8 protein-coding genes are annotated in these 13060 nt (G+C 38.6%); 5 read left to right on the forward strand and 3 right to left on the reverse strand.

The annotated features are described in order from the left end of the window. Positions 1 to 6: 6 nt before the first annotated feature. The 4 genes from BM141_RS14730 to BM141_RS14745 all read left to right on the forward strand — a co-directional run bounded on the left by BM141_RS14730 (position 7) and on the right by BM141_RS14745 (position 6829). Positions 7 to 3936 (forward strand): hydantoinase B/oxoprolinase family protein, encoded by a 3930-nt coding sequence (locus BM141_RS14730; RefSeq protein WP_091547982.1) that lies wholly within the window; start codon positions 7 to 9, stop codon positions 3934 to 3936. An 80-nt stretch (positions 3937 to 4016) separates the two neighbouring features. Beyond that, complete coding sequence (locus BM141_RS14735; protein WP_091547984.1) at positions 4017 to 4352, forward strand: ArsR/SmtB family transcription factor; 336 nt, start codon at positions 4017 to 4019, stop codon at positions 4350 to 4352. Beyond that, positions 4352 to 5059 carry a low molecular weight phosphatase family protein gene (locus tag BM141_RS14740; protein ID WP_245764069.1) on the forward strand — a complete coding sequence of 236 codons (708 nt, stop codon included), beginning with the start codon at positions 4352 to 4354 and terminating at the stop codon, positions 5057 to 5059. The genes BM141_RS14735 and BM141_RS14740 overlap by 1 nt, the downstream gene beginning before the upstream one ends. A gap of 54 nt (positions 5060 to 5113) precedes the next feature. After that, positions 5114 to 6829, forward strand: a complete 1716-nt coding sequence (locus BM141_RS14745; RefSeq protein ID WP_091547986.1) for a GMC oxidoreductase — start codon at positions 5114 to 5116, stop codon at positions 6827 to 6829. Between the two features lie 59 nt (positions 6830 to 6888). Here BM141_RS14745 and gmk read toward each other — a convergent pair whose 3' ends face one another. The 3 genes from gmk to BM141_RS14760 are packed head-to-tail and all read right to left on the reverse strand — an operon-like array spanning position 6889 to position 10667. After that, positions 6889 to 7464, reverse strand: a complete 576-nt coding sequence (gene gmk, locus BM141_RS14750; RefSeq protein WP_091547988.1) for a guanylate kinase — start codon at positions 7462 to 7464, stop codon at positions 6889 to 6891. Positions 7465 to 7490: 26 nt separating this feature from the next. After that, a complete protein-coding gene (locus BM141_RS14755) occupies positions 7491 to 8231 on the reverse strand; it encodes a proteasome-type protease (protein ID WP_091547990.1) in 741 nt (246 codons plus the stop codon). A 48-nt stretch (positions 8232 to 8279) separates the two neighbouring features. Next, positions 8280 to 10667: a SpoIIE family protein phosphatase gene (locus BM141_RS14760; RefSeq protein WP_143090943.1), complete on the reverse strand. Its 2388-nt coding sequence runs from the start codon at positions 10665 to 10667 to the stop codon at positions 8280 to 8282. A gap of 167 nt (positions 10668 to 10834) precedes the next feature. Between BM141_RS14760 and BM141_RS14765 the strand changes: the two genes are divergently transcribed. Next, the gene (locus tag BM141_RS14765) at positions 10835 to 13054 is read left to right on the forward strand and encodes a TonB-dependent receptor plug domain-containing protein (RefSeq protein WP_091547994.1); all 2220 of its coding nucleotides are present in this window, start codon (positions 10835 to 10837) and stop codon (positions 13052 to 13054) included. Positions 13055 to 13060: the final 6 nt, after the last annotated feature.

Below are 13060 nucleotides of genomic sequence, written 5' to 3' on the forward strand. Positions count from 1 at the left end.
ACAGATATGATGGCTTGGCAAATTTGGATTGATACAGGAGGTACTTTTACCGATTGCATCGCCATCGCTCCTGATGGCAAAGAACAGTATATCAAAGTATTAAGTAATGGAAGCCTGAGAGGGAAGATTTTGGAACAGGTAGCAGAAAACACTTTTAAAATTCAAATCCATTGGCAAACTACAAAAGACATTTTCCAAAATTATGAATTTCATTTATTACAAAAAACAATCACTAATCAAGAGGAAAAGCTCATAGTTGAGCAGATAGATATTGAAAATCAATCACTTACTCTGAACAAAGGATTTTCTATTGGAAAAAACAAAATTCCCTTAGATTTTGCTATTACGGCAAATGAAGAAGCCCCTATTTTATCCGCAAGAATTGCTACACAAACTTCTCTTTATCAAGCACTCCCCCCTATACAGATGCGACTTGGCTCTACCAAAGGAACGAATGCACTTTTGGAAAGGAAAGGAGCAAAAGTTACTTTGCTGATAACCAAAGGATTCAAAGATTTATTAAAAATTGGTACGCAACAACGCCCCCACCTTTTTGCCTTAAATATTGTCAAACCCGCTCCTTTGTACGAAAATGTGATAGAGGTAGAAGAACGCTTGGATAGCAAAGGAAATATTTTAATACACTTGACTGATAGCGAAATAGATAGAATAATAAAAACGCTCCAAACTCAGCAAGTCGAAACCATTGCAATTGCACTTTTGCATAGCTATCTCAACCCAAGTCATGAGCATTTGCTCAAAGAAAGATTGGAAAAAGAAGGTTTTAGCTTTGTTTCCCTTTCCTCAGACTTAGCCAATGCCATCAAAATTTTGCCAAGAGCGCAAACAGCAGTAGTCAATGCCTATCTTACACCTGTAATTCATCATTATCTTACTTCTATAAAAAATACAATTTTTCTTCCCACCCAAAATATCTCTTTAGATGCAAAAAACTCTCTTAAAGTCATGACAAGTGCGGGAGGCTTGGTAGAAGCAGATTTTTTTAATCCTAAAGACAGCCTGCTCAGCGGTCCCGCAGGTGGAATCATTGGGGCAGTAGAAACAGCTAAATACGCAGGGTTTCAACAAATAATTACCTTTGACATGGGAGGCACAAGCACCGATGTTGCTCGCTATGATGGTAGTTTTGACTACCAATTTGAAACAAAAATAAATGATATACAAATACTTAGCCCAAGTTTAGCCATAGAAACTGTAGCCGCAGGAGGTGGCTCACTCTGTCAGTTTGATGGCTTTAAACTTACGGTAGGTCCCGAGAGTGTAGGGGCGAATCCCGGTCCCGCTTGCTACGGTATTGGGAAGCAATTGGCAATTACTGACGTAAATTTGCTCTTAGGGCGATTGCTTCCTGACAATTTTAATATTCCTATTGATAAAAAATATGCCCAAGTAGCTCTTGAAAAAGTACAAAAACAAGTCTATGAAAGTACAGGCAATTTACTGAAACAAACAGAAATCTTAGAGGGATTTGTGCAAATTGCCAATGAGAAAATGGCAGAGGCTATCCGCAAAATTTCTGTCAGCAAGGGCTACAATCCAGAGGACTATGCCTTGCTTGCCTTTGGGGGGGCAGGGGGACAGCACGCCTGCGGGGTAGCGAATTTGCTCAATATCAAGCAAATTATTATTCCTTACAAGGCAGGCTTGCTCAGTGCCTTTGGCATGGGCATGGCACAAATAGAACGCTTTGCTTCTTTGCAAGTACTCCAACTTTTGCAAGATTTTGAAAGCCAATTAAGCCTGACTATTCAACAGTTAGCAGACAAAGCACTCCAAGACCTTCATAAGGAAGGTTTTGATAAAACACAAATTGGAATTAAAAATATTTACCTCTACCTGCGTTTCAAAGGGCAAGATAGTACTATTGAGGTTGATGTATCTAAGCATGAAACTATTACTGCCCAAACCATCAAAAATAGCTTTCAAAAAAAATACGAAAAAATCTATGGTCATTGGGTAGGAGATATACAAGCCATTGAAATAGAATCTATTAAAGTGATTGGAGCTACTTTGAAACAGGAAAGTCAAAACCAAAGTTTTTCTAAAAATACTCCTGTTTATTTTCCTGAAAGTGAGCAAATTACACAAACCTATTGTAGAGGAAGTTTTCAAGATACGCCTGTTTTTGTGTGGGAAAAACTACAAACAGGAGCAAGTATCAAAGGAACAGCAATTTTACTTTCTCAGAATAGTACTATTTTCATAGAGCCTAATTGGGAACTGACCATAGACGAAGCAAATAATGCGGTATTGAGATTAAGTGAAAATATCGTTGTTGGAGAAACTGATAACACCCAAATAGAGGAAAATGATAGTTTGAAAGCGATTGATTTGGAGTTATTTACCAATCGCTTTGTCAATATTGCAGAGGAAATGGGGGCTTTGCTGCAGCGTACTTCTTTTTCGGTCAATGTCAAAGAACGCTTGGATTTTTCTTGTGCGGTATTAGATGCTCAAGGCGAACTCATTGTGAATGCACCTCATATTCCTGTACATTTGGGAAGTTTGGGAATCTGCGTAAGAACTTTGAAAAGTACAATTCAGATGCAAGAAGGTGATGTCATCATTACCAATCACCCTAAGTTTGGAGGCTCGCATCTCCCTGATATTACCTTAATTGCACCTGTATTTTATGATAATCAATTAGTTGGCTATGTGGCGAATAGAGCGCACCATGCGGAGATAGGCGGGAAACGCCCTGGTTCTATGCCTCCCAATGCTACCTCTTTGGCAGAGGAAGGAGTAGTAATTTCGCCTACTTACTTAATTAAAAACTTTGAGCCTCAATGGGATAGCATAAAAAATATCTTGCTTTCTGCTCCTTTCCCTACCAGAGCTATCCACGAAAACTTAGCGGACTTAAACGGGGCTTTGGCTTCTATCAAAGCTGGGATAGATGCCTTACAAGCACTTTGTCAAAAGTTTGGTATAGAAAAAATACAATTTTATATGCAAGCCCTGAAAGACCATGCTTTTCAAAGTTTGCAAAAAAGTTTGGACAATTTTACTGCTCTGAAAACTCCTGCAGTAGCCCTATTTAGTGGTTTTGTATCAAGGAATGTTTTGCTTTCTGCTACTGAAAACTTAGACGATGGAACAAAACTTTGTGTGCAGTTAGATATCAGCCAAGATGAAGACGATGAGTATATGGTGCTTATTGATTTTCGTGGCACATCTGTAACTCATCAAGGGAACTTGAACGCTACCCCAGCGATTGTCAATAGTGCAGTGATTTATGTGTTGCGTCTGCTTTTAGATGCTGATATTCCTCTCAATGAGGGAATTATGAAGAAAGTGCAGCTTAAAATACCTAAGAATACCTTGCTGAATCCCGCTTTCCCCGATGATATTTCCCAATGCCCTGCAGTAGTAGGAGGCAATACAGAAACGAGCCAACGTTTGGTTGATACACTCTTGAAGGCTTTGGGTTTGGCGGCGTGTAGTCAAGGGACAATGAACAACTTACTCTTTGGTAATGAGCATTTTGGCTACTACGAAACTATTTGTGGAGGTACAGGTGCGGGCGAAGGCTTCAAGGGGTGCGATGCCGTCCACCAACACATGACCAATACCAGAATCACAGATGCTGAGGTATTGGAATTACGCTATCCTGTTCGTTTAGAGCGATTTGCCATAAGAGAAAACTCAGGAGGCAAAGGAAAGTGGCAAGGAGGCAATGGCATAATTAGAGAACTTACTTTTTTGGAAAATGTATCTTTAAGTGTACTCACTCAGCATAGAAAAGTTGCTCCTTACGGTTTGGAGGGTGGAAAAAACGGACAAGTAGGCAAGCAATATGTCATTTGCAAAGACGGAACGGTAGAAACTTTGAAAGGTTTGGACAAGAGAGAAATGGAGGCAGGGGATAAGATAATTATAGAAACGCCTGGTGGAGGAGGTTTTGGGGTAAAATAAGCAAACCCACAATAAAAATAGACTCTTTAGGGATTAATTTTTAAAAATTATGCAGTATGTTTGCAACATATTTATAACTTATGCAAGCAAAGATAAATAATTTTAGTAGAGAACAGCAAACCCTCTCGCAGTTTGCTAAATTGATTTCTCACCCCGCAAGGATAGCTATTGTCCAACTTTTAGCGGAAAAAAAAACGTGTATTTCAGGAGATATTTCTAAGGAAATACCTCAACTCAATAGAGTTACTATTTCTCAGCATTTGCAGGAGTTGAAAAATTTTGGCTTAATCAAAGGAGAGATTGAGGGAGTAAAAGTAAATTATTGTATTGATAATGAGAAACTTATAGAGTATCAAACGCTATTTCACTCTTTTTTCAAACAAATTATTTCAAATATTCAAAATCATTGTTGCTAATGAAAACTTTATTTATCACACTCATTTTAATTGCTTATACTATGAACACGGAAACCAAACTTTTCCCAGAGTTGGAAGCCTATTGTAAAACCTTAGAAGGCGAATTTTCTCGGATTTCAGAGGAAAGGAAGGAAAATTTGAAAAAAATTGCAGGATTTATTGGTGAAAAGTATAAAAAAGGAGAAACCGTAAACCTAACTTTCATCTGTACGCACAACTCTCGCCGTAGCCAATTTGGGCAAGTTTGGGCAAAAATAGCCGCAGGATATTATGGATTTGACCTGAGCAGAATCCAAACTTACTCTGGGGGAACAGAAGCTACCGCTTGCAATCCCCGTACCGTAGCCGCTTTGCGAAGGGCAGGAGTAAAAATAGAGGAAGTTCATCAACTTTCTGCCCCAGTTACAGTAGCTAACAACCCTCGCTATGAAGTTCGTTTTGCAGAAAAAATTTCTCCATTTTTCCTATTTTCAAAGAAATATGATGACGAGCAGAATCCGCAGAAAAACTACGGGGCTATTTTGGTCTGTTCGCAAGCAGATGAAGCCTGCCCTATTGTTTTTGGAGCAGAGATACGCATTTACAACGGCTATGAAGACCCCAAAAGGTCAGACGGAACAGCAGAGGAAGGTAAAGTTTATGATGAAACTTGCAGACTTATAGCCCGAGAATTATTTTATGTATTTTATCTTTGTAAAGCTACTTAGGAATTAATTTTCTAAATTGCACTTATTTAGATACAATACATAAATATAGTAAATATGGGAATACTTGGAACAGCAAAGCAAAAAATGACTTATGATGCCATAGTAATAGGTTCTGGCATCAGTGGCGGTTGGGCGGCAAAAGAACTCTGCGAAAAAGGCTTGAAAACCTTAGTCTTAGAGAGAGGAAGAATGGTCAAACATCGCGAAGATTATCCTACAGCCATGAAACACCCTTGGGAATTGGACAATAGGGGACAGACTACCGCCCAATTCAAAGCAGAAAACCCTATTGCAAGTAGGTGCTATGCCTTAGATACAGCTACTCAACACTTTTTCGTCAAAGATAAAGACCACCCCTATATCCAAGAAAAGCCTTTTGACTGGATTAGAGGCTATCAAGTGGGAGGAAAATCTTTGCTTTGGGCAAGGCAGGTACAGCGATGGAGTAAGTTTGATTTTGAGGCACCTGCACGAGATGGCTTTGCTATTCCTTGGCCTATTACTTATGACGATTTGGCACCTTGGTACAGCTATGTAGAGAAGTTTGCAGGCATTTCTGGTAACAAAGATGGTTTAGAAAATCTACCTGATGGAGAGTTTCTGCCTCCTTTTGAGATGAATTGCTTAGAGAAGGAGATGCAAAAAAGTATCATGAAAAACTACAAAGACCGTCCTGTTATCATTGGTCGCTGCGCTCACCTGACTAAACCTCAAGCCCATCACCTCCAATTAGGGCGTGGGCAGTGCATGGCTCGACATCTTTGCTATCGAGGGTGTCCTTATGGAGCATATTTTAGCTCCAACTCTGCGAGCTTACCTGCGGCGGAGAGAACGGGAAACTTAACCCTTCGCCCTGATTCTGTGGTTCATTCTATTATTTACGATGAGCAGAAGCAAAAAGCAGTAGGTGTAAGAGTCATAGATGCCAATACCAAAGAATCCGCAGAATACTATGCCAACATCATTTTTGTCAATGCCGCCTGCCTCAATACCAATTTAATTTTGCTTAACTCTACTTCTAATCGCTTTCCTAATGGCTTAGGAAATGACAATGGCTTACTTGGCAAATACATTGCTTTTCATAATTATAGAGGCTCATTGACGGCGAGTTACGAAGGCTTAAAAGATAGCATAGACTATGGTCGCCGTCCTACTATGTGTTTTATGCCTTCGTTCAGGAATTTGCGCAAGCAAGAAATGGATTTTATGCGTGGGTATATGGTGGCATTCTCAGCAAATCGCGGGAATAACTGGGGCAGTGGGAACTGGAAAGAAGGCTTTGGGGCGGAATGGAAAGATAGCCTTTCTGGATTTTCTGATTGGAGCGTGTATATGATGATGCAAGGTGAAACTATCCCTAAGGAAAGCAACCATGTTCGTCTAAGCACTGACCAAAAAGACCAATGGGGGATTCCTCTGTTGATTACTTCAGTGGGCTACGATGAGAATGATGAAAAGATGCTACAAGATTTCTTGACTCAAGGTGCGGAGATGTTAGAAAGTGCAGGTTGTAAAAATATTAGTCCTCGCGATTCTGGGCAAGCGCCGGGTTTGGACATACACGAAATGGGGGGAGTACGCATGGGCAAAGACCCTAAAACTTCTCTCTTGAATAAGTGGAATCAGTTGCACGCTTGCAAAAATGTATTTGTAACCGATGGAGCTTGCATGGTTTCTACAGGCATACAAAATCCTTCGCTGACTTTCATGGCTTTGACGGCAAGAGCGGCAAATTATGCAGTAGAAGAGTTAAAAAGAGGGAATTTGTAAAAGTTTAACCGAAGTATTTTGAAATAAAAGCCCATGTTTTTACAACTATGGGCTTTTATTTATAAGGTATTGTTTTTGAAATCATTATATAGTTTTTGTGCTTTGGTTAAGGCTTCTTCTAAATTATCGTTTTCTATTACTACATCGAAAAGTTTTTCGTACATGAGTTCTTTGACTGCTTTGGCGATGCGTTCTGCTCGTTTTGCTTCGGTTTCTGTATTTCTGTTATTTAGGCGTTCTTTTAGTACTTCTACTGAACTTACTTTTACAAATATAGCCAGCGCATCTTGTTGATAGAGTTTTTTAATTTTTAGTCCGCCTTCTACGTCCACATCAAAAATAAGGTTTTTTCCTTCCTTACGTAAGCGTTCTATTTCAGATTTTAGGGTGCCGTAGTAGGTGCCTTGGTAAACCTGTTCGTACTCGGCAAACTCGTTATTCTTAATTTTTTCCTCGAATTCTTCTTTGGAAAGAAAATAATAATCTTTCCCGTCGACTTCATAAGAGCGACGCTCGCGGGTAGTGGCGGAAACAGAAAAAGCCAATTCAGGATTATTTGCTAATAAGTGTCTAACAATCGTAGTCTTACCTGCGCCAGAGGGAGCTGAAAAAATAATCAGTTTGGTATTGTCCATACATACTAAGAAATTATAAAATGCGGTTATTGGTGGTGTATCTTATGAACCTTATCTATGATAGGGCGCATCCAATCTTCAGGCATCCGATTGATAGATTCTGTTACGCCTCTGTTCCATTCTTGGGAAATAGCTTGTAAGTCATGTTCCTCAAAACGATGTTCAACGATGTGAAAACTATTATTTTCATAAATAATTACATCAATAGGATAGCCTACATCGTTACAACTCAAGCGAGTAGCATCAAAAGATAAAAACCCTGTTTTTAAGGCAAACTCAATGCTTGATTCATACGTTAAACTCCTGACTAAGACAGGTTTACCATAGCCATAATTACCTATGATGAAGTATGGAGAACTTTGCCCTACTTCTACCCAGTTTCCCTCAGGATAGAGCAAATACAATTTGGGTTCGGGGTCATGTTCTAACTGTCCTCCTATGATAGCGTAGAGGTTAAAAAACAAGCCTGATTCTGCCAAAGCTGCCTTGTCCTCTCTTGCTACTGCCCTGACCTGTGCGGCAATAGCATTGACCGCTTTATACATTTTATCAAAATTGGCTGTTCCGTCTTCTATGGTTTCATTAAAGTAGGTAATCGCTTTATCTCTGACTGAGCGTAAGCCAGAGGTCATAATAAAAAGAGAATGATTATCTCTTTGATGTATAGTAACTTTGCGAGCAATAGAAAATTCGTTGCCCGAAGTAAGTCGTGTATCTGCCAGACCTACAATTCCTGATTTTACTTTGATAGCCAAACAATATGTCATACTTGTCTTTTTTGATTTTGGATTTTCAAAGCTAAGGATTTTTTTAATTTATACGCGCACCCCAATCCATAAAATATCATCTCTTTGCTCTACATCTTTCATGTGGGCATCAAGGGTATTTTCCAGTATTTGTTTTTGTGCTGCTAAGGGCAGGTGGCAATTTTCTTCTAAAATTTGAATAATCTGTTTTTCTCCAAACCTAACGCGTTCTGTATTATTTTGGTCTTGGAGTCCATCGCTCCCCGCATAGATAAGACTATTTTTAGGAAGGATAATTTCATGATTTTCAAATACTTTGTTTGGATTTTGCTTGCCCCCTATAGACTTTCTTGTTCCTTTCAAAATCTGTACTGAGGGTTCATGGGAGGCAATGATATAGTATAGATTGCTTTTTGCCCCTGAGAAAATAATTTTAGTGTTATCTTCACTTTCTTTTTCCATACAAATCACGACCAAATCCATGCCGTCATCGTTTTTGGTATCATCTTGGCGAAGGACAATTGCTATCTCCTCATGCAAGCGATTGAGGATTTGGGTAGGGTTAGTAATGTCCCAAACTCTTACTATCTTGTCTAATAAAGTATTGCCTATCAAAGTCATAAATGCACCTTGTACGCTGTGCCCTGTGCAGTCTGCTACGACTAATATTGTTTTTTCACCAATTTTGTTGAGCCAATAGAAATCGCCAGAAACTACATCTTTAGGGCGATAAATAATGAAATAATCTTTAAGTAATTCATCTAATTTTTCCTTGTAAGGCAAGATTGCTTGCTGAATATTGAGAGCCGCTCCTATGCTTTTTTGAATGAAACGATTGCGATTTTCTAATTCCAAATTTTTATCTGCAATGGCATCTCTTTGGGCTAAGATTTCTTCTTGATTTTGGAAAAGCTCTTCGTTTTGAGATTGGATTTCTATGCTTTGTTCTTCTATGATTTTATTTTGCTTGGCTAATCTTTTGGCAGTTTTCCGAGCATTGACAAAGCTAATAATCATAACAATAAGGGTAATACCTATCAATCCCAATACAATGTAGCCAAATTGACGCATCTGTTGTTCTTGCTCTAATTGTTTTTCTTGTTGTTGTTTCTGGCTCTCGGCTAATTGACGCGCTGTTTTTTCTTTTTCCATTTGGGCATTGGCTTTTTCTCGCTCTATGCGTTCTTTTTCTGCTAATAGTGTTTGTTTTTCTACTTCTCGAGCCTGCTCGGCGGAGCGTGCTTGTTGTTGAGCAATGACTAATAACTGCCTAATACGCTCTTTTTCCAATTCTTGTGCTTTTAGTTGTGCTTGCTGAAGTTCTTGCTCTCTTTTGAGTAAAGCCAATTCTTTTTCTTGCTTTTGTCGCTCTAATTCTGCCTGTGCTAAAGACATAGCTTGTTTTTCTCTCTCGGAAATCAGGCTTCTAATCTCACTCTCTTTTTTTTCTATTTCTAACTGCTTAGCTGACTGTTCTTGCTCTGTTTTTCGTTTTTGTTCTCTGATTTTCTCTGCAAGCTGATTACTTTGGTTTTGGTATTGTTGCGACTGTACTATTTCTCCCTCTACCTGATAAGCCATTGCCAAAATTTGATAACTCACTAGCAAAGTTTCCTCATCGTTGTTCAAGCGGGCTAACTCTGCGGCTTGTTGGGCATAGCTAATAGCATCAGAGTTATTCCCTGCTACGTAAAAGTTAGCGGCGAGGTAGTTGCGGACTTGGGCTATTTTGTGTGCATTTTTTTGTTTCTCCCAAATTTCTAAGGCTTTGATAAAGTTGTATTTAGCAGATTGGAAATCGCCTAAGTGCGTAAAAGTAGTTCCTAAGTTGAGGTATAGAGTGGCTTTTTGACTTAGTTCTTTCAAGGTCTGCTCTAACTGCAAGCCCAAATTAAGTCCTTTTTGAAAAGAGTTCATTGCCTCTGTAGTACTGCCATTTTCTTGATAAAGCACACCTAAGTTGTTATAGGCTTGGACAAGTTCTAAGTTGTTTTTGCTGTTTTCCAGATGAGCTATTTGGGTTTGGGTATAGTGTATGGCTTTGGAGTAGTCATTGGCTTGCTTGGCTAAAAGAGCCAGCTGGGTATAGATATTGTTTTTTTGCTGATTATCAAGGTTATTTAGTCGCAAGAGTTCCTCCAAAGAATTGATTGCTGCCGTAGGTCTGCTCAACTGAATATAATTATAGGCAAGGGCTTTGAGAATGTCTTGTCTTTTTCCTATATCTATACCTTTTTGCAGGTCATCAGCTTTTTGAAAATACTCTATGGCTTTTAAGTAGGCTTTGTCATTTTGATAATAAAAAGCAATTTGCTTATAAAATGCTAACTTTTCTTCTGTTTTGGTAGTAGCGTCTAATTTCATCAGCAATTTTTCTATTTCTTGCTGTGCAAAACAAGTAGGCACAGAAAATAATTTAATTAAAACAAGTAAAATGGAGAAATTTAATTTTTTCATATCATTTTGCGCTATCCAAAGCAAGAAAGTTATACAAATTCACAACAAAAATACGTTTAATTTTAGAAATTTATTTTACTTTGCCCTGCAATTCTAAGTTTTTCTAAGTCAATCAATAGTTTATCCTACCTTTACTTATAGTCAACGAGTTCTAAAATCATTCCATCATGTTCTTATACAGATACCTTATTGTTTTATTTTTTCTCTTTGTGTTTTTAGTAAAAGAGGGCTATGCCCAAACAGATACCTTGCCTAAGCTATTAGAAACTCCTGTGCAAAGCATCTTAAAACTTCCTGTGAGAGGGTTAAGGGGGTTAGAAATAGTAAGTGCGTCAAAAAAATCAGAAAGTATTTTTGATGCCCCTGTAGCTATTGCAGCTATTACCAGAGAGGAAATACAGCAAGCGGGAGCTTTGAGCATTATGGAGGCTTTGCGTCTGCTTCCGGGAATGATAGTGAGAGAGGTCTCGTCGGGCAACTATGACATTAATGTTCGTGGCTTGAACAATATGCCGCCGGGTTCTGACTTCTATGCCGCAGACAATAGCAATACCTTAGTAATGATAGATAATCGTCCGATTTACAACTACTTCTCAGGGGGAACTTTTTGGGAAGCTTTGCCCATAGACATTCATGACATAGAGCGAATAGAGTTGGTACGTGGGGCGTCCTCGGCGCTTTATGGTAGTAATGCGGTTACGGGGGTCATACACATCATCACGCGCAAGCTCAATAGAGAAGGATTCAGTACCTCTGGGAACTTAGAGTATGGAAGTTTAGGAACAGTAAGGGCAAGTGCCTCTGGCGGCTACGCTCCCAGCCCTAAATTACAGGTAATGGCATCATTCAACTACACTCAGAGAAAGCGAACCACAGATGAGTTTTATAGTTTAGTGAGTCAGAGATACTTGAATCCTATCAATAGTGCAGTAGGCATTCCAAGCTATCAAATAGGTTCTTCTGTTATAAAAGGCTATGAGAGTGTGCTGAGAAAGTACCCGCAGTTAGATGTAAGCATGGACAGGTATGGATTCAATACTTTTTTTAATTATACTCCTAATACGAATGTTTCTATTGATGCTACTTTGGGCTTAGAAGATTCTTATAGTGTGCGCACTTTTGCAGAAAATAGATACACTCCTCTTTCTGCTATGACTTCGCAAACAAAATACATTGATTTAAGAAGTAGGCTCAAAGATGGAGATATACAACTTTCTTATTGGTTTGGTAAACAGCGTCCTGGCATAGAAGCCATAGGAGCAGCATACGACTTTGGAGTATTAGATTTGCAGGCAGATTATAACTTAACATGGAAAAGATTTAACCTCAAACCTAGTTTTTCTTATAGGAATAGCATTTATGATGATAGTAAGTATTTCACCAATCAAGATGTGGAAACAGGATTGATTAGTGGAAGAAAGGGAATCAGCATCATAAGTCCTTCTATGCGTTTGGATTACACTCATAAGAACTTGCGTTTAATAGCTGCTGCACTTTATTCTAAATTTAGCACGCCCGATGCAGGGTATCTTTCTTATCAGTTGATAGGAACTTATAAAGTCAAAGAAAAGCATATTTTTCGTGCAGTATATGCTCAGGCAAATAGGGGAGCATTTATTACTCAAATTTTTGCTAATTATAGGTCTGCCTTACGACAAACCTCTGCTACTACTTTTACTTATGACATGGTAAGTGGGAATGAGAATTTGACGCTAATGACTTCCAAAAGTGTAGAAATAGGTTATCGTTTTCAAGCACAAGACAAGCTATCTATTGATGTGGACTTTTTTCGCTCTGATGCTAAGGATTATGGCGCGCTGATAGCAAGGGTTGATAATATCAATGAACCTACAAGAAGAATACAAAGGCGCGCGCTATTTCAAACAAAAATACCTGCCAGAGGAATCCAGCGAGGCGTAACTTTGACTTTTGCTTATAACTTTTCTTCAAAATTGCAAACAAGGCTATTTTTTACCCTTCAGCAAACTGAGGTAAAAGATTATTCGCCGTCTAATTTTGACGTATCTTTTAACCCAACTATTAATTATCTTGTACTCTCCAATATAGACAATTACAAAGGAACGCCGAGGCTTTATGGAGGATTTGTTTTTAATTATGCTATTAACAAATTTAATATTAACTTAAATGGCTATTATTTTGACCAGCAAGAACTTACCCATATTTCTGATTCTTTTTTAAATAGACCTTCAATAAGATGTATCATTGAGAGTAAGTTGCTGCTGAATTTGAAAGTAGGGTATCGCCCCTTCAAGCAGTTCCTCTTTTATGCCAACGTCAGAAATATTTTGCAGCAAGATACTTTTGAATATTACTTTACTGACAGAGTAGGTAGCACTGTATCAGGGGGAATTAATTATGATTTTTAGCTAATA

This window comes from Thermoflexibacter ruber (genome assembly GCF_900113045.1).
Lineage (GTDB): Bacteria > Bacteroidota > Bacteroidia > Cytophagales > Thermoflexibacteraceae > Thermoflexibacter > Thermoflexibacter ruber.

Excerpts from the sequence above, each read along its gene's own strand:
- BM141_RS14745 (WP_091547986.1), top strand. The coding sequence starts at position 5,114 with ATGGGAATACTTGGAACAGCAAAGCAAAAAATGACTTATGATGCCATA.
- BM141_RS14760 (WP_143090943.1), bottom strand. The coding sequence starts at position 10,667 with ATGAAAAAATTAAATTTCTCCATTTTACTTGTTTTAATTAAATTATTT.
- BM141_RS14740 (WP_245764069.1), top strand. The coding sequence starts at position 4,352 with ATGAAAACTTTATTTATCACACTCATTTTAATTGCTTATACTATGAAC.
- BM141_RS14730 (WP_091547982.1), top strand. The coding sequence starts at position 7 with ATGATGGCTTGGCAAATTTGGATTGATACAGGAGGTACTTTTACCGAT.
- BM141_RS14765 (WP_091547994.1), top strand. The coding sequence starts at position 10,835 with ATGTTCTTATACAGATACCTTATTGTTTTATTTTTTCTCTTTGTGTTT.
- BM141_RS14755 (WP_091547990.1), bottom strand. The coding sequence starts at position 8,231 with ATGACATATTGTTTGGCTATCAAAGTAAAATCAGGAATTGTAGGTCTG.
- BM141_RS14735 (WP_091547984.1), top strand. The coding sequence starts at position 4,017 with ATGCAAGCAAAGATAAATAATTTTAGTAGAGAACAGCAAACCCTCTCG.
- gmk (WP_091547988.1), bottom strand. The coding sequence starts at position 7,464 with ATGGACAATACCAAACTGATTATTTTTTCAGCTCCCTCTGGCGCAGGT.